This is a genomic window from Picosynechococcus sp. PCC 73109 (assembly GCF_001521855.1).
Taxonomy (GTDB): Bacteria; Cyanobacteriota; Cyanobacteriia; order Cyanobacteriales; family MRBY01; genus MRBY01.
The window spans coordinates 334721-353281 of the sequence record NZ_CP013998.1 but is presented as its reverse complement, the minus strand read 5'-3'; the positions used below and the strand labels follow the sequence as shown (position 1 = coordinate 353281).

At 50.7% G+C, this 18561-nt stretch carries 19 protein-coding genes; 15 read left to right on the top strand and 4 right to left on the bottom strand.

Features of this window, described 5'->3' with window-relative positions; genetic code table 11:
* Positions 1–17 precede the first annotated feature (17 nt).
* Positions 18–1121 (bottom strand): biotin synthase BioB, encoded by a 1104-nt coding sequence (gene bioB / locus AWQ23_RS01700; RefSeq protein ID WP_198158679.1) that lies wholly within the window; start codon positions 1119–1121, stop codon positions 18–20.
* Between the two features lie 203 nt (positions 1122–1324).
* Here bioB and AWQ23_RS01695 point away from each other — a divergent pair, with 203 nt between their 5' ends.
* The 8 genes from AWQ23_RS01695 to nadB all read left to right on the top strand — a co-directional run bounded on the left by AWQ23_RS01695 (position 1325) and on the right by nadB (position 7899).
* Positions 1325–2062, top strand: coding sequence for an SDR family oxidoreductase (locus tag AWQ23_RS01695; RefSeq protein WP_012305942.1), 738 nt, complete (start codon positions 1325–1327; stop codon positions 2060–2062).
* Positions 2055–2417, top strand: a complete 363-nt coding sequence (gene folB, locus AWQ23_RS01690) for a dihydroneopterin aldolase (RefSeq protein ID WP_012305941.1) — start codon at positions 2055–2057, stop codon at positions 2415–2417. The genes AWQ23_RS01695 and folB overlap by 8 nt, the downstream gene beginning before the upstream one ends.
* A 5-nt stretch (positions 2418–2422) precedes the next feature.
* Positions 2423–2974, top strand: a complete 552-nt coding sequence (gene folK / locus AWQ23_RS01685) for a 2-amino-4-hydroxy-6-hydroxymethyldihydropteridine diphosphokinase (protein WP_062431955.1) — start codon at positions 2423–2425, stop codon at positions 2972–2974.
* A 125-nt stretch (positions 2975–3099) separates the two neighbouring features.
* A complete protein-coding gene (locus AWQ23_RS01680) occupies positions 3100–3579 on the top strand; it encodes a DUF4079 domain-containing protein (protein WP_062431953.1) in 480 nt (159 codons plus the stop codon).
* Between the two features lie 442 nt (positions 3580–4021).
* The gene (locus AWQ23_RS01675; protein ID WP_012305938.1) at positions 4022–4342 is read left to right on the top strand and encodes a hypothetical protein; all 321 of its coding nucleotides are present in this window, start codon (positions 4022–4024) and stop codon (positions 4340–4342) included.
* Positions 4343–4392: 50 nt separating this feature from the next.
* Positions 4393–5214, top strand: a complete 822-nt coding sequence (locus AWQ23_RS01670) for a ChaB family protein (protein WP_062431951.1) — start codon at positions 4393–4395, stop codon at positions 5212–5214.
* A 193-nt stretch (positions 5215–5407) separates the two neighbouring features.
* Positions 5408–5899: a Dps family protein gene (locus tag AWQ23_RS01665; RefSeq protein WP_012305936.1), complete on the top strand. Its 492-nt coding sequence runs from the start codon at positions 5408–5410 to the stop codon at positions 5897–5899.
* Positions 5900–6222: 323 nt separating this feature from the next.
* Positions 6223–7899 carry an L-aspartate oxidase gene (gene nadB, locus AWQ23_RS01660; RefSeq protein ID WP_062431950.1) on the top strand — a complete coding sequence of 559 codons (1677 nt, stop codon included), beginning with the start codon at positions 6223–6225 and terminating at the stop codon, positions 7897–7899.
* 12 nt (positions 7900–7911) lie between these two features.
* Here the strand turns inward: nadB and AWQ23_RS01655 are convergent, their stop codons facing one another.
* The gene (locus AWQ23_RS01655) at positions 7912–8493 is read right to left on the bottom strand and encodes a glyoxalase-like domain protein (RefSeq protein ID WP_062431948.1); all 582 of its coding nucleotides are present in this window, start codon (positions 8491–8493) and stop codon (positions 7912–7914) included.
* A gap of 82 nt (positions 8494–8575) precedes the next feature.
* On the opposite strand from AWQ23_RS01655, the gene AWQ23_RS01650 reads away from it, so the two are divergent.
* The 3 genes from AWQ23_RS01650 to AWQ23_RS01640 are packed head-to-tail and all read left to right on the top strand — an operon-like array spanning position 8576 to position 10144.
* Positions 8576–9241 (top strand): hypothetical protein, encoded by a 666-nt coding sequence (locus AWQ23_RS01650; protein ID WP_062431946.1) that lies wholly within the window; start codon positions 8576–8578, stop codon positions 9239–9241.
* A 54-nt stretch (positions 9242–9295) separates the two neighbouring features.
* Positions 9296–9466, top strand: a complete 171-nt coding sequence (locus AWQ23_RS01645) for an NAD(P)H dehydrogenase subunit NdhS (protein ID WP_012305932.1) — start codon at positions 9296–9298, stop codon at positions 9464–9466.
* A gap of 18 nt (positions 9467–9484) precedes the next feature.
* Positions 9485–10144 (top strand): HAS-barrel domain-containing protein, encoded by a 660-nt coding sequence (locus AWQ23_RS01640; protein ID WP_062431944.1) that lies wholly within the window; start codon positions 9485–9487, stop codon positions 10142–10144.
* Between the two features lie 83 nt (positions 10145–10227).
* On the opposite strand, the gene trpB is transcribed toward AWQ23_RS01640, so the two are convergent.
* Together trpB and AWQ23_RS01630 are read right to left on the bottom strand one after the other, a co-directional pair.
* Positions 10228–11481 (bottom strand): tryptophan synthase subunit beta, encoded by a 1254-nt coding sequence (trpB, locus tag AWQ23_RS01635; RefSeq protein WP_062431942.1) that lies wholly within the window; start codon positions 11479–11481, stop codon positions 10228–10230.
* An 83-nt stretch (positions 11482–11564) separates the two neighbouring features.
* Positions 11565–12737 (bottom strand): ATP-binding protein, encoded by a 1173-nt coding sequence (locus AWQ23_RS01630; RefSeq protein WP_062431940.1) that lies wholly within the window; start codon positions 12735–12737, stop codon positions 11565–11567.
* A gap of 556 nt (positions 12738–13293) precedes the next feature.
* On the opposite strand from AWQ23_RS01630, the gene AWQ23_RS01625 reads away from it, so the two are divergent.
* The 4 genes from AWQ23_RS01625 to AWQ23_RS01610 all read left to right on the top strand — a co-directional run bounded on the left by AWQ23_RS01625 (position 13294) and on the right by AWQ23_RS01610 (position 18544).
* On the top strand, positions 13294–14097 hold the full coding sequence (locus tag AWQ23_RS01625; protein WP_012305928.1) for a PspA/IM30 family protein: 804 nt from the start codon (positions 13294–13296) through the stop codon (positions 14095–14097).
* A gap of 215 nt (positions 14098–14312) precedes the next feature.
* Entirely contained in the window at positions 14313–14639 is a 327-nt protein-coding gene (locus tag AWQ23_RS01620; RefSeq protein ID WP_012305927.1) for a co-chaperone YbbN, read from the top strand.
* 27 nt (positions 14640–14666) lie between these two features.
* A complete protein-coding gene (locus AWQ23_RS01615) occupies positions 14667–15845 on the top strand; it encodes an LL-diaminopimelate aminotransferase (protein ID WP_062431938.1) in 1179 nt (392 codons plus the stop codon).
* Complete coding sequence (locus tag AWQ23_RS01610; protein ID WP_062431936.1) at positions 15842–18544, top strand: PEP-utilizing enzyme; 2703 nt, start codon at positions 15842–15844, stop codon at positions 18542–18544. Before AWQ23_RS01615 ends, AWQ23_RS01610 begins: the two co-directional genes overlap by 4 nt.
* Positions 18545–18561 lie beyond the last annotated feature (17 nt).

Sequence of the window (18561 nt, the reverse complement as noted above, 5' to 3'; positions counted from 1 at the left end):
GCTTTCGCTTTCAAGGGTTATTGGGCGGCGGAATATTGGCCAGGAATCGGTGCTTCACCCCCTTGTAAGCCGAGAGATTCGAGCATCGCTTGATCCTGTTCGGGGGGTTGGCCCATGGTGGTGAGGTAGTGGCCGATGAGCATCGCGTTAATGCCTGCCTTCAGGCCGAGGTGTTGTAGTTCACCCATTACCGCTTCGCGACCGCCAGCATAGCGGATAATTTGTTCGGGCAAGATGAACCGGAAGATTGCCATGCATTTGAGGGCTTCGTAGACATCGAGACGGTCATTGCTTCCGAGGGGAGTTCCCTGACGGGGATTGAGGAGATTTAAAGGCACAGATTCGACTTCGAGATTCCGCAGGGCGATCGCCAAATCAACCCGGTCTTCCCAACTTTCACCGAGGCCCATGATGCCGCCGCTGCACGCCTGAATGCCCGCTGCTTTGAGATTTTTGATGGTTTCGACCCGGTCTTGCCAACTGTGGGTGGTGACGATATCGGGGAAGAAATTTTCCGAAGCTTCGAGGTTGTGGTTGTAGCGGGTGACGCCGGCTTCCCGGAGCTGTTGGGCTTGTTCTGGGGTGACTTCGCCGAGGGCACAGCAGGGCTTGATCGCTGTTTCTGCCTGGATACGGCGCACGGTTTCTAAAATTTGCTCAAATTCATTGTCTCTGGGGCTGTTGTATTTAATGCCCCGGCCTTGGCTAACGAGACAAAAACGCTTTGCCCCAGCGGCTTCAGCGGCTTTGGCCTGTTCAATAATTTCTTCGGCGGTTTTGAGGCCATACACAGGGGAATCATCACCGGGATGGTGGGCGGACTGGGAGCAAAAACTACAGTTTTCGGAACAGCTCCCGGATTTCACGTTCACAATACTGCAGAGGTCAACGGTATTGCCACAGCATTCGTGCCGGATCAGATCCGCAGCGGCACAGAGTTTGAGGATATTTTCGGGGCCAGTGATGGCGGTGAGACGGAGAGCTTCGGTACGGGTGAGGCGATCGCCATTAATAATCCGCTGCGCCCAGTCATTTAACCAAGCTTCGAGGGCCGGGCCATTGGGAATTGCAGTGGTGGGGGCGGGGGTTTGCGGGGTGGGCTTGATCGGTACTTGAACCACGTTGACCTTCTCTCTCTTTCACTAAAAAAGTATTCCAAATTTTATCATTCCCGTTTCCCTGGCTTAAAGGTTCTCTGTACATCTGTTACATCTTGGGGCGGTGGTGGCGGATCTCTCGGTTGGTACACATCATCCGGGTCACGCTTGCTTTCTCCAGAAAGAATAGGTTAACTTCTATGGGTTTTAATTGCCGAACGGGAACCATGAGTCAACAAACCGCTTTAATCACAGGGGGAGCAAAACGCATCGGTGCGGCGATCGCCCGGACCCTCGCCCAGGAAGGAATCAATCTCATCCTCCATTACCGCTCTTCCCAAGCCGAGGTAGAACAACTGGCCGAAGAACTTTCAGCTTTGCCAATTTCGGTGGATATTGTGGCGGCGGATCTGCTCCAGCGGGACAGTGTGGAGGCGATGATCGAGACGGTGAAAGCGAAAACGCCCCAACTAGACATCTTGATTAATAATGCCTCGATGTTTAATAAGGAAAGTTTGTTTGCCCTGAGTCCAGAAAATCTCTGGGACAATATTCAGGTTCACGCCCTGCACCCTTTTTTGTTGACGAAAGCGTTCTTTTCTAAAGAATCTAGCCACGGGAATGTGATTAATTTCCTTGATACGCGTATCTACGGCTATGACCATGAGCACGTGCCCTATCACCTGAGCAAAAAGATGCTCCATAGTTTCACGAAGATGTTAGCATTTGAGCTTGCCCCCAATGTTCGTGTCAATGCGATCGCCCCAGGCCCCATCTTGCCACCAGTCAATGCGGAGGGAGATGAGCGGGTGCAAGCCGTGATTGCAAAAACCCCCCTGGGACGGTTTGGTGATCCACGCAATATTACCCAAACGGTACTGTTTTATTTAAAAAATGACTTCATCACTGGCCAAGTCATTTGTGTTGATGGTGGGTTTCACCTAGGAGAAAATTTCTATGTCTAAAAGCCTCGATAAAATTTACATTCGTGACCTGCTGTTGCGCTGCATTATCGGCATTTTTCCGGAAGAACGCACCAAAAAACAGGATGTGGTGATCAATGTGGTAATGCACGCGGATCTCACCAAAGCGGGCCAAACGGACAGTATCGATGACACCGTTGATTACAAACGAATCACCAAGGCAATTTTGGCCGCCATTGAGCCTTCTAGCTACAATTTGATCGAAAAAATGGCCCAGGTCGTCGCTGATATTTGCTTTACCGATGCCCTTGTCGAAAAGGTAGAAGTCACCATTGATAAACCCGGCGCCCTCCGTTTTGCCAAGGCTTCGGCGGTTACCATCTACCGGGAGCGTTAAAAGCCATGGCCCAGAATCGTGTCTACCTCAGCGTCGCCTCGAATATTCAACCGGAAGCCAATATCTTGCAAGCGATGACGGAATTAAAGCAGTTCTGTCAGCTCAAAGCGATATCAAGGTGTTTTGTGACGGACGCGATTCCGGCCCCAGGCCAAGCCCCCACCAAGGATCTGCCCTATTACATTAACTGTGTTGCCTTCGTCGAAACAGCGTACGAGGCGACAGCATTTAAGTTTGATGTGCTGCGATCGCTCGAAACAAAGCTCGGCAGAGTCCGCACTGCTGATAAATATGCCCCCCGCACCCTGGATCTCGATATTTTGCTCTTTAATGACGCGGTGATCCAGGCGGAAAATTTGGTCATTCCAGATCCGGATATTAAAAAGCGTTGGTTCCTCACCCAGGGCATCCTCGATATCAACCCAGACCTTTCCCTCCCCGATGATGCCCAGCCGCTCCGGGTTTATCTGCAGCCCCTCTTGGATGATTTGGCAGCCACCAACCAGACCTTCACCGAAGACCAAACGCTCCGGGAAAAAATTTTGGCGATCGCCTAACCATCACCTCACCCAACCATTTGTGATCCATTGGCCATATTTCCTCTCGCCGAAAGTCGTGGGCGGTTTAACGAATCCTCTAAGATAGAGAACGCAAACTTTTTAAGAAAATTTTTAGAAATAACATGGGTGAGTTCATTCGTCCTTATCTAGAACCAATTGCCGCTTGGTTCAACACCTTACCGATCCCAGAAATCGTTACCCACTGGGGGCATCCCTTGATGATGGGCATTGTCATCGTGGCTGTTGGTGGTTCTGCGGCCGTTAAGGGTTGGCAGATTCGCCGCAGTGAAGATGTTAGCGACAAAAACGAGAGTGCCTACTGGCACAAAAAAGCAGCGCTCTGGCTCACAACCTTTATCAGCCTGGGTTGGACAGGGGGTGTTCTTTCTCTAGTCATGCAGGGAGAGCCAATTTTTGAAAGTCCCCACTTCTGGACAGGCACGATCGCCATTGGGATGTTGATGGCCAACGGTGCGCTATCGATCACAAAATTTCTCGGCAAAGATTCCCTGCGCACGGTGCATGCCTATGTGGGGTCAGCGGCGATCGCCCTCCTTGTAGTCCATGCTGCCCTCGGTATTAATCTCGGTTTATCCTTCTAAATCAACAGCTTAAATTTTACGCCTAAAAAGAAAATTTCTGGGGGTCGTCATCCGGGCGGCCTCTTTTTTATTGCATCCACCCAGATGTTTAGTGGCAGCTTGCTAAAATTATTTGGGAGCAAAATTAAGCAATAAAAGATTATGGTTAAAGTCTCTTTTTCGCAATTCAGAAAGACTTCCAAAAAACGGTTCGGTTTAGGTTCGGGAAACCGAATAAATATTGCAAAAACAATACCTTTGAAATTTGAAACTCTTGATAAATAAGCGTTTCAGGAGCGATCTATGTCTATCGATAGATGTACTCAGTCGGAATATTTCATAATATTAAAAGTGTAGTCAAGCAAAAACAAATTCGATTTCAAAACAACATTTTGAACTTTGGATCTGATCCGTGCTTGATTTTTTGAAGAACACATCAACAAGGAGGTTTAAGCCTTACTTTATGGCTAACCAACTAAACAAAACCCTAGAACAAAACGCAGAAAATCAAAAACGCTATAAAGAGAAAGTCAAAGCGCAGATTGATAAAATCGACGCCCGCATTGATGAGTTCCGCGCCAAAGTTGATCAAGCAGAGGCAGACGGCAAACTCAAATACCAAAATATGCTCGAAGAGCTAACCGCCAAGCGGGATGCTGCTCAACAGAAATTCGACGAACTTCAGAATGCCAGCGAATCAGCCTGGGATGACTTGCAGAAGGGCTTTGAAAGCGCTTGGCAAGAGTTAGACCAATCCTTCCAGAAAGCTGTCAACAACTTCTAATCCTCTGTCTCACCACGCAACACGAACAAGAGACAATAGGAGGATAATCCATGACTACGGCAACCCTTGATCAGAACCAAAACAATCAACAAACGGCTGATCTCCAGACCAAAGTACCCTGTACTGTTTCCGCGATCTTTGAGGATCGCCAACAGGCAAACAAAGTACTAAGGCAGTTGCTCGATATGGGGGTGAAACGAGAAGACATCTCCATCATCGGTAAGAATTTGCAGTCAGAAACCCAAATCACTGGTTTCTTCGGTCGGGCAGATTTCATTAAAGAAGGTCTGCAGTCCGGCGCAATCTACGGTGCCCTCTTCGGAACCCTGTTTAGTGCCCTGAGTGGCTTCGGTGTCCTATTTGTTCCCTTCATTGGTACGGTGGTCGCGGGTGGCCCCATCGGTGCGGCCCTCCTCGGCGCAACTAGCGGGGCGATCGCCGGTGGTGCAGGTGTCGGACTCATCTCTGCCCTTGTCAGCCTCGGTATGCCCAAAGAAAAGGCAGCCATCTACGAAACGAAGATTAAAGCAGGTGGCTTGATGCTGACCGCCGAAACGAGCCAGGGTACTGCCACAGAATTAGAAAGCCTCTTCCAGGCGGAAGGCGGGACAGACATTCTCTCCTGTAAAGACTTCTTGCTCTCTCGCTTTGATACTGGAAAAGTCAGCTCAACCGAAGATTTGCCGGAGTCTGTGCGCTCACGTCTTGCTGATGCGGCCCAAGAAACCTTTGTCGAGGTTTACAACCAGGTCTACGCAGAGAAGCAAAATCAACACGTTGCTGCCTACCGCGCTTGGATGCGGGTCGAGGATGAATATGAACAGAACAGCCAGGGCATCTGGGCAAAACCCAAAACCCTACAACAGGCCTAGGTTAAACCTTGACTCACAGTGAGCACGCTGAAGCATTTAAGAACCATGAATTCTAAAAAACCTTAAAGCAGAGTTTGTCCTAGAACACAACTCTGTTTAGCCCAAGGGTCGGAGCGAATGACTTCACCCTGTTAACCGGGCTTCTCTAACCCATTTACCAAATCCCTTTAACAACTTAGGAGGAAAATATTTTATGGCTACGACTTTACAAGCCCCCACCACTGGTACAACGACCCAAAACCAAGAGGCATCCTTAACGATCGCCCAATCTCTGTCCCACATTCTGGCAGATACCTATTTGCTTTACCTAAAGACCCAGAATTTCCACTGGAACGTCCAAGGGAACCTGTTTTACGGTATTCACAACCTACTTGAAGAGCAGTACCAAGCATTGGCGATCGCCGTAGATGACATTGCCGAACGTATCCGGGTCTTAGGCTTATCCGCCCCTGGTTCCTTCCATCAATTCCTGGAATTGAGTTCTCTCAAGGAGGCCAGTGGTTTAGCCAGCGCCGAAGAAATGATCGCCGAGCTATCGAATGACCACATCACCCTGACCGAGAAGCTGAAGGGCGTCCTGCAACAGGCAGAACAAAACCACGATGTTTCTACAGTGGAACTCCTCAGTGGCCGGATCCGCGATCACGAGAAACAAGCTTGGATGCTCAGTAGCATTGTGCGATAAATCGAAACTTTCACTAAAAATTTGTTGATTTCGGTTAATTTTGCCCATGATGTTCATCTACTGCGGCTATAGCTTCAAGTTATTTTCCCAATGGCTGACTTCTCGTTAATTTCAGCCAGGAAAATTTCCCAACACCCCGAAAAAAAGCGAGTCCCTCCGTTCTGGGGGGATTTTTTTTGTGAATTCAATGGCAGAAATGTTTTTCTTTTGCGCCATCGCCTTGAAATTAACCAGGTGTCATGGGTAGTCAAGGACAACTCACAGTTCGCTGCGGTTTAAAGCTATAGTGATTAGAATTTATTGCCCACCCACTGTCCAAAGGAATGACCAGCGTGACCAATTTGCCGACTCAATTTGATGTTGTTGTCATTGGGAGTGGCGCAGCGGGCTTATATGCGGCCCTGTCTTTGCCGAGTCATTTACAGGTGGGTCTCATCACGAAGGCAAAGCTACGCACTGGATCAAGTAAGTGGGCCCAGGGCGGTATTGCGGCGGCGATCGCCCCGATGGATTCCCCAGAATTACATTTCCAAGACACCCTCAAAGCTGGGGCAGGCCTCTGTGATCCGGAGGCCGTTCAGTTTTTAGTCAACCACGCGAAGGAAGCCATTGATCATCTGGTGGCCATGGGCGTTGCCTTTGACCGCAGGGATGGGGAACTGGCGATGACCCTGGAGGCTGCCCATTCCCGCCCCCGGGTGTTACATTCTGCCGACACTACCGGCAAAGCAATTATTACCACCTTGATCGAGCAGGTGGTTGAACGTCCGAACATTCACATTGTTTCCCAGGCCTTCGCCCTCCAACTCTGGCGTAATGAAACGGGCCGATGCCAAGGGGTCAGTGTCTTATTTGATCATCACATCCAATGGATTGCCGCAGGAACTGTAATTTTAGCGACAGGCGGTGGCGGCCAAATTTTCGCCCAAACCACAAACCCCACCGTCAGTACCGGGGATGGGGTGGCCCTTGCCTGGCGGGCAGGTGCCCAGTTGCGGGATCTCGAATTTTTTCAGTTTCATCCCACGGCCTTAACGAAACCGAACGCCCCCCATTTTTTGATTAGTGAGGCGGTACGAGGTGAAGGGGCGCATTTATTGGGGTTTAATGGCGATCGCTTTGCCTTTGACTACCATCCCGACGGTGAACTCGCCCCCCGTGATGTGGTCAGTCGCGCTATTTTTAGCTACCTAGCCGAAAATGCCGGTGATCCGGCCAATGCCCATGTTTACCTTGATCTGAGTGTGATCCCCGCCGAAAAAATCCGCCGTCGTTTCCCGAACATTATTCGGATGTGTGCCGAGTGGGGGGTGGATGTTTTTACGGAGCCGATTCCTGTGGCCCCCGCTGCCCACTATTGGATGGGAGGCATCACCACCAATACAGACTGTGAAACCTCGATTCCAGGGCTCTATGCCATTGGCGAAACCGCAAGTACGGGCGTCCATGGGGCGAACCGTCTCGCGAGTAACTCCTTGCTAGAATGTCTGGTTTTTGCGGCGCAACTGCGGGATCTCCAGCCAAAACCAGCGGCCCTAGCAGTACAAGATCCTGAGATCCAGACCGTCACCGCAAGCTGGAAAAAATTATCCGTTAAAGTGCAAACGATCCGGGCCGATCTCCCCCTATTGCTCTGGCAAAGCGCTGGTATTTGTCGAGAACAAAAAATTTTACAGGAGGCGATCGCCCAGGTGAGCACCTGGCAAAAACAACTCCAGCAAATGCCCCTGGCGCAATTTCTCCAGAGCCATCCCCCACAGCAGATCCACCTAAGCCATCCCGATGCCGAGCCGCAAATTCGTCTCTACGCAGAAACCTGTAATCTCACCGATGTCGCCCTCTTGATCCTTAAGAGTGCCCTCTGGCGTACCGAAAGCCGTGGTGGCCACTATCGCACCGACTATCCCAACGCGGAAGTCCCTTGGCAAGTGCATACTCTCGTCAAGGGGGAAACGTTGCAACGTTCTGCATCGTCGCGCCTGGAGCCATTACAAGAATAAACTTGTAGCGAGTTAATTAATGACCTCTGCGAGTTCGATCACCCGTTCATCCCAGTCTTTAACCAGAAAGTTTAAGGGTTTTTCCTGGCGAATTTTATATTTGAGGCGGCGGGCTTGGATACGGAGCAGGAGCGCTTCTAAACAATCTTTATCGAAACAAACGTGGCGTTGGCGATTTTTTTTCCCAAGGCTCGCCCCCGACACCACATGGAGTTGGGTATTTTTTTTCAGTTGATACCATAATCCGTCTGCCCCCCCCAAGGTTTCAGTGCGGCCCATTGCCATGGGACTAGCTCCCATATACATCGGGTCAAGGCTCGCGGCTCCTAGGGTTTGTTCATAGTTGTAGTAGTAGTGGAGGGGGACATCGGCGACGGGGAGCTGCAAAATCCCTTCATAAAATCCCCGGGCCACTTCTAGATCCGAGACCATAATCGTGTGGACTTTGGGGGCTGTGGTTAGAAACATCCACATGGCGACCCCATAGGCACAGAGCAACATCACCATGATGCCTTGGGTAGAAAACAGGCTATCGAAGGCGGGGAAAAATGCCGCCATTGAGGGATGGGACAATGCAGAGAAAGCAACGGTCATGGAACAAAAGTTGGGAGGTGAATCGCTTATGATTAAAATCAAGTGACGTCGCACAGGCACTTTTTAGGCATTATTGCAGGACATGATTCAGATTCCGAGTTTTTCTGAAACCAATCATCCACTGATTTTGGCCCTCAACCATTATAGCGATTCGGATCTGCTGACTTTTTGTCAACGCTATTTGGATCAAGGGAAATACTTCACAGGGATTTTTTGTCGATACGCGCCGTTGGTTTATACTCTCGTTGGCCATGGGGGGCGATCGCCTGTGCAGACGGACTATCTTTTTGCCCTAACCTGGCGGCAAATTTTCCACGAGATGCGCACCCTCGATTTAGAGGCCCAAGGGTTTCAATCTTTACAGCAGTGGCTTTTGGAAGTGGCAACGGCCTACCAGGATCAGTTTGAGATTCCGCCAGTGGCCAGCATTAACTATGACATTAAGCGGACAACGCCGCCCCTGTGGTGTTACCTCGAACAAGCCTTGGATTTAGTTCCGCCACTGCCCCGGTTGATTGTGGTGCTCGCGGATCATTTTCACTGGAGCTCGACCCGCATTTCTGCCCATCTCCAGGCCGAGAGAGAGTATTTAACCGTTGAGGACGTGGAGGATTGGCTTAACCAAGGGCGTCAATTGGTTTTAGAAGAGTTGCCAGCGGATATTCGCACGATCTACTTTCCAGAATCCCTACCCCAACTCAATAACGAAGGCGATCGCCTGACAGATTCGACGAGTAACGCCAATTGAACGCGCTATGATAGGTAAAATTTCTTAGTCATTTCAGTAAAAGGTTTGGAAGCGATGATTCTCCCTGGTAGCACGGTGCGCGTAATCAACCCCGATGACACCTTTTATCGGTTTAAGGGCCTCGTCCAACGGGTCAGCGATGGTCGGGCGGCAGTTCTTTTTGAAGGGGGGAACTGGGATAAACTGATTACCTTTAACCTCGCGGAGCTTGAAGTCACGAAATAAGTCCCTTTGGCTCATCCTATGCGTCTGCCCTTACCTCAATTTTCCCCTGGCGATCGCCACCCCGATCACATTGCCGAGGTCATTGAAACCGCCACCACTGAGTTCACCGCCCAATGTTTGGAGCCAGAAGATCTCAGCTTTCCGGTGATGCCTCCCTTTGGCAGTTGGGTAAAATCCTATGACGAAGAATCGGGCAATATCGTCTATGGGGTGGTTACCTACGTCACCACTGCCCCCATTGATTCAGTTCATCGGGCCAGAGCCTTAGGGATGAGCCTTGAGGAGTTGCGGGAACAACAGCCACAAATTTTTGCAATGCTCAAAACGGAGTTCCGGGCGGCCATCGTCGGCTTTGAAATGCCTAGTAATCGCCGGAATGGTCGGCGGGGGGAAGTGTTTCAATATTTACCGCCCCGTCCCCCTCAAATTCACCAATCGGTCTACCATTGCGAGCCGGACGAAATTATTCACTTCACAGATAGATTAGAGTTTCTCCGGATTCTCTTGCAGGTGAATTGGGTTCCCCCAGAATCTCTGATGGCGGCGGCAGTGCGGGAAGTCTACCGACTCCGAAAAGGCGATCGCCAATGGTTAATCGATGTGGGTCGCATGATCAGCACCCTCCTCAAAGACGACTACGACCGACTCCGCTACATCCTGAGTCAGATCCACTGGTAGCCACAAAAAAAAGAGGGATTACCTTGAACCCCCCTCGTCATTTACCGCAATTTAGACTTTTATCTCAAAAATCTCGAAGTTTTTTAATCCCAACCGTGGCGATCGAGATATTTTGCCACCGTTTGTACATCCTTATCACCCCGACCAGAACTATTGATCACAATGCGCGGACTGCCCGACAACTGGGGACACAGGGTTTCTAAATAAGCAAAGGCATGGGACGTTTCCAGGGCGGGAATAATTCCTTCTAACTCGGACACCCGTCGGAAGGCAGCCACTGCATCTTGGTCAGTGACACTGTAATATTCAGCCCGACAAGTATCTTTGAGGTAGCTGTGTTCCGGGCCGACGCCAGGATAATCTAAGCCAGCACTGATGGAATGGGCCTCGACGACTTGGCCTTCGGTATCTTGTAGGAGGTAGCTCATGGCGCCATGTAAGACCCCTGGTTTCCCTTGGGTGAGGGTGGCGGCGTGGTGACCACTGGTGATCCCAGACCCTTCGGCCTCAACGCCAATCAAGCGCACGGTGGCATCTCTAACAAATTCGTGGAAAAGCCCCATGGCATTGGAGCCTCCCCCCACACAGGCAATCAGAATATCCGGCAGACCACCCCATTTTTCTTGGCACTGTAGCCGAGTTTCGGTACCAATGATCGCGTGGAAATCTCGCACCATCATCGGGTAGGGGTGGGGGCCAGCTACGGAACCGAGAATATAGTGGGTTGTCTCTACATTTGTTACCCAGTCCCGAATAGCCTCGGAGGTAGCATCTTTGAGGGTGCCGGTACCTGCTTCTACGGGTTGGACGGTAGCTCCTAATAATTTCATCCGGAAGACATTGAGGGCTTGGCGTTCCATGTCTTGCACCCCCATATAAATAATGCATTCCAACCCAAACCGAGCACAGACCGTCGCTGTGGCAACACCATGTTGACCCGCACCAGTTTCGGCGATGATGCGTTGTTTGCCCATGCGTTTGGCGAGGAGGGCCTGGGCGATCGCATTATTGATTTTGTGGGCACCTGTGTGGTTGAGATCTTCCCGTTTCAGGTAAATTTGCGGACCAGAACCATCGGTGCGAGCATAGCGAGCCGTCAGCCGTTCCGCGAAATAAAGGGGGCTGGGACGACCAACATAATCCTTTAATAGTCCAGCTAATTCTGCTTGAAAAGTCGGGTCGTTACGATACTGGGCATAGGCCGCTTCTAATTCAGCCAAAGCGGGCATTAAGGTTTCAGGCACATATTTACCACCATATTTCCCAAAACGCCCAAAGGCATCGGGTTGATTGGGGTTAAAGGTGGTGTCTTGGGGAGAAATGGGAGAAATAGTCACGGTGTCTGTATCAGGTGAAATCAACTAGGTCTGGGTCAGCTTTATTGTAACTTGATCAAACTCCCTCGCAGATACCCTGGTTCCTAAGCGTTGTCCTCAGGGGAAGACTGCATCGGAAAGGAAAAGTAAAAAGTAGAGCCTTCACCAAAGGTAGAAGTCAACCAAATTTCACCACCATAACGGCGCACAATTTTTTTACAGACGGCGAGGCCAATGCCTGTCCCGGAATATTGACTCTGGGAATGGAGGCGTTTAAAAGCGTAGAAAATTTGCTCAAAATAATCGGCTTCAATGCCAATGCCATTGTCGTGGCAGCTAAAAACCCAGTGGTTATCGTTTTGGACGGCACTGATCCGAATCTGGGGGGGCACCTCTTCCCGGCAATATTTGAGGGCATTTTCGATTAAATTTTGGAAAATTTGACTGATTTGTAGAGGATTTCCCTGAATGGTGGGCAAGGAATCAATGGTGAGCTTGGCGCTTTGTTGGGCGATCGCCGAACTGAGTCGATTACAAACCTGATGGACGATCAAATTACAATCCACATCCACCGCCGTATTTTCTACTCGATCGACCCGCGAATAGGTTAAAAGATCTTCAATGAGCTGGGTCATCTGGCGCACGGAATCTTGGATCGCATTGAGGTAACTACTCCCTTTTTCATCCAGACAATTGCCGTAGCGCACCTGGAGCAGTTGAGACCAAGAGTAAATACTCGCTAAGGGTTGCTTCAAATCGTGGGAGGCAATGTAGGCAAATTGTTCAAGCTCCTGGTTGGATTGTTCAAGTTTGAGCTGCATTGCTTCGCGGGCCTTCATCTCTTGCCGGAGTCGCTCGTTGGCTAACTTGAGGGCCTGTTGATTCCGCTTGCGTTCGATGGCGTAGAGAATTGAGCGGAGTAATGTCTCTTGGTCAAAGGCGATATTTTTTTTGATTAAATAATCCTGAGCCCCTTGGTGCACCGCTTCGAGGGCTAACTCGGCATCATTGGTATTCGTCAGCACCACAATGGGAACGTCCGGAGCAATGCCCATCAGCATCGGGAGGGAGCTGAGGCCTTGGCTGTCGGGCAAGCTCAAATCGAGCAAAATCACGTCAAAGGTTTGGTCTTCGAGACAGGCGATCGCCTTTTCGAGGTGGGCAAAATGCACAATATCGCACTGCACCATCTCAATATCTGCCAGTAGATCCCCTAACAATTCAGCTTCCGCCAAATTATCTTCAATGAGCAGAATATGTAGATCATCTAAGTGCATAGTTTAGTCGCGACAGTTGGGGAAGTCAGGCCAAATTCACTTGCAATCTCGCTTTTTCACCCCAGGCTTTTCCCTTGAAAAGTGGCCGTTACTCGCCTACTTGCATCGATATTAGGAATCCATATCCCTTCGATTTACAACTGGTGCTGAATTTTCACGAGGATGATTTTTCTGGGAAAGTCACTATCTTACAATAACCTATTTAGGCTTTCCCCCATTGGTTAGATATTGATTAGATATCGTCATACTTTGTTTTGCTAATCTCAAAATAATACGAAAACCAGCCAAGATAGCAGTGTGGTCTTAAAAATTAAACTTAGAAAATTAAAAACCTGCATTGACCACCGAATACACCAAGGTGCAATCTTTGCGGGTGAATACAGCTTTCCTTTGGGCATTCACGCCCGACGAACTTCTTAGCCAATGACCCAAGCAGTAGAAGCGACTACCATAGAAAACCAAAGGAGTGATTAAAATGTAAAGGAGTATGCTTACCCCTTTGCCAGAGTAAGTCACAGTTTAAATTGCACTCAATCACGTATAGAGATATAGCATCATGGGATTTTTAGATCGTCTTGGTCGTGTTGTTAAAGCCAACCTCAATGATATGGTCAGTAAGGCCGAAGACCCCGAAAAAATATTGGAACAGGCCGTTGCCGATATGGGGGAAAGTTTGGTGCAATTACGCCAGTCGGTGGCCCGGGCGATCGCCGCCCAGAAAAAAACTGAGCAACAGCTGATCAAAAACCAAACCGAAGCGACCACTTGGCAAAAGAAAGCAGAATTAGCCATTAAGAACGGTCGAGAAGATCTCGCCCGGGAAGCCCTAGTCCGGAAAAAAACCTTTGCGGACACCGCAGCAGTCCTCCAACAGCAACTGACCCAACAAAACGCCCAGGTGAAAACCCTCAAGGAAAACCTCCTTGCCCTAGAAAGCAAAATCCAAGAGGCCAAAACCAAGAAAGATATGCTTAAGGCCCGGGCCAACGCTGCGAAAGCGAATGCCCAACTCCAGAGCACCATGAACAACATCGACACCAGCAGTGCGATGAGTGCCTTCGAGCGGATGGAGGACAAAATCATGGAACTCGAAGCCCAATCTGAAGCAACCAACGTCTTGGGCAGTGCCAGTTTAGATCAAGAATTTGCCCAACTCGAAGCCTCCAATTCCATTGATGATGAGTTGGCGATGCTCAAAGCAGCTTCCCAAGAAGCACCAGCCCTAGAAGCGGCCAAGATGGTGGATGAAATGGAAGAAGTATCCGATACTCCCGTCGAAACTCCCGAACCAACGGATGCTGATTTTGCGGCGGTGGATGCTGAGCTGGAGGCCCTACGCACCCAAATGAAAAATCTTTAGGGTCTTGCCTTGAGGGGGGGGATCTTTATCCTGGTTTTTGGGTCTTGAAACCTTACAAACAGATTACTTGGCTGGGTAGAAGTCCAAAGAACTCCTACCTGGCTCACTTACGGAGTTTTGTGGCTGTTCGTAAATCCATTGATCCAGCGATCGCCGAAAACTGTTAACGTAAGGAACTGTCTTCATTTTGTAAGTAATCAAGGAGTTCACCCCCTGTGAGTGGCAGCGTTTTGGAAATTACCGATTCCCAGTTTGAGCAGGAAGTCCTCAACGTCAATCAAGATATCTTGGTCTATTTTTGGGCCAGTTGGTGTGGGCCTTGTCGGTTAGTTTCGCCTTCGGTCAGTTGGGCCGCCCAGGAGTATGGCGATCGCCTAAAAGTCGTTAAGCTCGAAGTAGACCCCAATCCGGAAGCCGTTGCCCAATGCCAAGTGGAGGGGGTGCCGGCCCTGCGCTTTTTTAAGGCCCAGAAGGTTGTGGCGAGCCATGAGGGGGCGATTACGAAGCAGGGTCTTAAGGATTTTGTTGAAGCCCAACTGTAATATTTTTCAGCGATTTGATTTGCCCCTATGCATTTTTCCCAGCGGTTATCACGGCTTTCGGCAAATGTGTTTGCAGATATGGACCGGGCCAAGGCCAAGGCGGTGGCGGCGGGTCGGGATTTAATTGATCTATCCCTCGGCTCTTCTGATCTCCCTGCTTCAGCGATCGCCACGGAAACCATTGCCCAGGCATTAACCGATTCCCAAACCCATGGGTATGTCCTCCACCGCAATACCCAGGCTTTTCGGGAGGCGATCGCCACTTGGTACACCGAGCGTTATGGGGTTGCTGTTGATCCGAATACCGAAGTCTTGGCACTGATCGGTTCCCAGGAGGGGACGGCCCACCTGCCGCTGGCCTTGCTCGACCCTGGAGACTATGCTCTACTGCCGGATCCGGGTTATCCATCCTATGCGGGTGGGGTGGCGCTGGCGGGTGGCGAAAGTTACTTTATGCCCTTCACCGCTGAACATCATTTTTTGCCGAAATTTGCGGCGATCCCCCAGGATATTTTGGCGAAAAGTCGTTTGATGATTCTCAGTTATCCCCACAATCCCACGACGGCGATCGCCACGCTCGATTTTTTTCGGGAAGCGGTGGCGTTTTGTCAGGCCCATGATCTGGCGCTGATCCATGATTTCCCCTACAACGACATTTATTTTGCTGGGGAAACGGCACCACCGTCAGTATTACAGGCCGATCCGGAAAAAACCTGTAGCATTGAATTTTTTACCTTTTCAAAGTCCTTTAATATGGGAGGCTTTCGTACTGCCTTTGCGGTGGGGAATGCCCAACTGATTGCGGCCCTACGCCAAATTAAGGCGGTGGTTGATTTTAACCAATACCAAGGGATTCTCAACGGGGCGATCGCCGCTCTCCAACGAGATCAAGCCACCATCGCGGAAAACGTACGCGTTTACCAAGACCGCCGGGATGCCCTCGTCGAAGCCCTCAATGACCACTGTTGGTCTGTACCCAAGCCTGGGGCGACCCTCTATGTGTGGGCCAAGTTGCCAGAAGCTTGGTCAGGAACTTCTTTGGAATTTTGTACCCAATTGGTGGCTCAAACGGGCATTGCCCTGTCGCCAGGATCGGGGTTTGGTAAAACAGGGGAAGGCTATGTCCGCTTTGCCCTCGTTCAGGAACCAGCGGTACTGCGGGAAGCCGTGCGCCGGATCCAAACATTCCTTTCGCCACAACCATGACATTGACGCAGGTCTGGGGTTGTCTACTCATCTTTACTTTAATCCCAACCCTCGGTGCAGTTTGTATTTTGCCCTGGGGCGATCGCCATCCCTCTAGGCAACTGTTGGGAGATTGTCTCCTGGGGATAATTGTGGTGCTCTTCACCCGGTATTTTTTCCCGTACCAATCCCCTTGGGAACTCATTAGTCTGTTGGCCTTGATGATGGGCCGCTATTGGCGCACCCAAGACCTGGCCTTTGCAGCGGTGTGGGGCGGTTTGTTACTCCATGATTGGCAGATTACGCCCATTGTCAGTTTTATTGGCTTGGTGGGCTTGACGGTATTTCGACAAATTCGCCTGGGGATCTGGGCCGTTTTAACCTTGATTTTTGTGGCTCTCACGATCCGCCACGGTGCGGTACCGGGCTATTGGGTCGCGGCGATCGCCCTGGGGGGACTCCTGGGCTGGTTAAGTCAACAGACAACAAATAGTCGGCAAGTTTGGCAAATTTTTCGGCCTGAATCCGGCTTTCTCTCCCTCGATCAGCGCCTCAGTAGCCCCCAAGTGGGCCAGGATGCGGCGACCCTCAGCCAATTGAAATATTTGGGTTATCCCGTTTTGCCGGGGTGGGTTCTAAAACCAGGGGATGATTTTAAACGACTGGTTGATTTACTAAAACCCAGTGGCGATCGCCCCTATATGGTGCGTCTCTCCAGCGAAAAAGTCCTTCCCAGATTTCAGATTCCCACGGAGCAACTCACCAGCCCAGAAGCCTTGGAAGTTGCCCTGGTGAATGGCTTTAGTCAAACGGCAGTGGGAAAACAAGCGCTGCTGGTGCAAGCCCAACCCACGGTGCAATGGTCGGGCATTACCTACAGTCGTCCACCGCTACCCTACACGCGCCAGGATCCGCTCACGGAAGTTGTCCAGGATTTTATTACGCCGCTCGTGATTGGGGAAGGCCAATTTTTGCTGTACTACGGATTGGATTCACCCCAGCCCCTGGGCGGGAAACCCTATGTTAACCACCCTCCCCTAGATATTTTGCAGGAAGTGGCCCACCTCAGTCGTCAGTTGGAACATCAACAGGGTAGTCCCCAGGCCCTTGAATGGTGTTTTACGGGCCAGGATATTTGGATTTTGCGAGTGCGGCCCATCTATCACCTCCATCCGGTCTGGACGAGGGAAGAGATTGCGAGCCATTTCCCCAAACCTTTGTCTCCTTTAAGTGCTTCTCTATTAGAGGTCACGGCACCAGGGGCGATCGCCAGTATCTACGCTGCCCTGTGGGAAGGGCGCGAAAGCCTCCAAAACATCGCCTTAATTTCCCACCATCGAGGGTATAGCTATCTCAACCGCAGCTTTTGGGAGCGGGTCTGCCGCCGGGAAAACTTTGAATTTAGCGATCTCCAATCCCGGTGGGGAGGGCTGCTGTTTGGTCTACGCCATCCTTTATTTTGTTACCGCTATTTGCGTTGGGATTGGCAATGGTACCCAGAGTTTCAGCAGGAAGCGGATCGTCTTTGTTACCCGCTGCTAAAAACGATCAAGATGATCAGCCGCAATGATCTTTCGACCCTCAGCCTGGCGGATTTGGTGCAAAATGTCGAGCAAATTACAGAGATGCTGGAACTCCTGCTCGGCTATTGGCTCCGGGGGGAAGTAATTCTGTGGCGTCGCCGTCTGACCACGGGATTATCCCATTTTCTGCCGCCGTTCCCCCCCAAATTCCAAGCTCTCAATCAGTTGGCCGTGGATATCCGGGGCACCCTCCGCACCACAGGGGAATCGCGCCAGGGGGCTGTTGAACCCTTTACACGGGCGGCTTTATTTGCCCAACTCGCAGAGCTGCCCGATGGTGAACATTTATTTGGTCGTTTAAATCAGTGGCTGAAGGAGCATGGGGATGGGGCAGATTTCCCTTGGGAGTTGGCCCAGCGGCGCTGGCGAGAAGATTTGGGGACGATCCGCCAACAATTAACGGATTTAGTGAACCAGCCACGCACCGCCATTTCTCCCCCTGACCTTAGCTCCGCCCAGCGCCAACTCCAGCAGATCTACTGTCAACAGGAAGTAGTAACGGGGCTTTGTGAAACGTTCTTGGCCCAGTTGCGCTGGCATTTTTTGGCGATCGCCCAGATTTGGCAAAACCAAGGTTATCTAGAGCAGCCCCAGGATATTTTTTGGCTCAAGCTCCCGGAGGTAAAGGCCTTAATTAATGCCCCCCAATCCCAGGAGTTTTCCCGCCTCCAGCTCAAAATTCAATATCGGCGATCGCAAATGAGTGTGAACCAAGAGCAGGGGCCTCCCCCAGAGATTATCTACGGTCAATTGACCACGAAAGAAGATGTTTCGAGTAGTTGTTTTTTACAAAAACTCCAGGGTCAAGCGGTGAGTAGTGGCTCGGTGATTGGCCGCGTCCATCGCTGTTTACCTGGGGAACGGGTCTCGTCCTGGAGTCCCAATGATATTTTGGTGACCACCTACATTGATGAACATTTTCTAGAGCATCTCAAGGAGGTCAGCGGCATTATCACGACCCAGGGGGGCATGCTCTCCCAGGGGGCAAGTTTGGCCCGTCAACACCAAATTCCGATGGTTGCCAATGTCACCATGGCCCTTGAGCTTCTCCAACCAGGCCAATGGGTACGCCTCGACGGTCGCCTGGGTCAGGTGGAACTTTTAGATCCAGAAGCCCTGTCTACGGATGCGAATTAGTTGCCCACGTAGCAGGT

Bases quoted from the DNA above. Each gene is read 5' to 3' on its own strand.
- AWQ23_RS01695 (WP_012305942.1), top strand. From the start codon at position 1,325: ATGAGTCAACAAACCGCTTTAATCACAGGGGGAGCAAAACGCATCGGT.
- folB (WP_012305941.1), top strand. From the start codon at position 2,055: ATGTCTAAAAGCCTCGATAAAATTTACATTCGTGACCTGCTGTTGCGC.
- folK (WP_062431955.1), top strand. From the start codon at position 2,423: ATGGCCCAGAATCGTGTCTACCTCAGCGTCGCCTCGAATATTCAACCG.
- AWQ23_RS01680 (WP_062431953.1), top strand. From the start codon at position 3,100: ATGGGTGAGTTCATTCGTCCTTATCTAGAACCAATTGCCGCTTGGTTC.
- AWQ23_RS01675 (WP_012305938.1), top strand. From the start codon at position 4,022: ATGGCTAACCAACTAAACAAAACCCTAGAACAAAACGCAGAAAATCAA.
- AWQ23_RS01670 (WP_062431951.1), top strand. From the start codon at position 4,393: ATGACTACGGCAACCCTTGATCAGAACCAAAACAATCAACAAACGGCT.
- AWQ23_RS01665 (WP_012305936.1), top strand. From the start codon at position 5,408: ATGGCTACGACTTTACAAGCCCCCACCACTGGTACAACGACCCAAAAC.
- nadB (WP_062431950.1), top strand. From the start codon at position 6,223: ATGACCAGCGTGACCAATTTGCCGACTCAATTTGATGTTGTTGTCATT.
- AWQ23_RS01655 (WP_062431948.1), bottom strand. From the start codon at position 8,493: ATGACCGTTGCTTTCTCTGCATTGTCCCATCCCTCAATGGCGGCATTT.
- AWQ23_RS01650 (WP_062431946.1), top strand. From the start codon at position 8,576: ATGATTCAGATTCCGAGTTTTTCTGAAACCAATCATCCACTGATTTTG.
- AWQ23_RS01645 (WP_012305932.1), top strand. From the start codon at position 9,296: ATGATTCTCCCTGGTAGCACGGTGCGCGTAATCAACCCCGATGACACC.
- AWQ23_RS01640 (WP_062431944.1), top strand. From the start codon at position 9,485: ATGCGTCTGCCCTTACCTCAATTTTCCCCTGGCGATCGCCACCCCGAT.
- AWQ23_RS01630 (WP_062431940.1), bottom strand. From the start codon at position 12,737: ATGCACTTAGATGATCTACATATTCTGCTCATTGAAGATAATTTGGCG.
- AWQ23_RS01625 (WP_012305928.1), top strand. From the start codon at position 13,294: ATGGGATTTTTAGATCGTCTTGGTCGTGTTGTTAAAGCCAACCTCAAT.
- AWQ23_RS01615 (WP_062431938.1), top strand. From the start codon at position 14,667: ATGCATTTTTCCCAGCGGTTATCACGGCTTTCGGCAAATGTGTTTGCA.
- AWQ23_RS01610 (WP_062431936.1), top strand. From the start codon at position 15,842: ATGACATTGACGCAGGTCTGGGGTTGTCTACTCATCTTTACTTTAATC.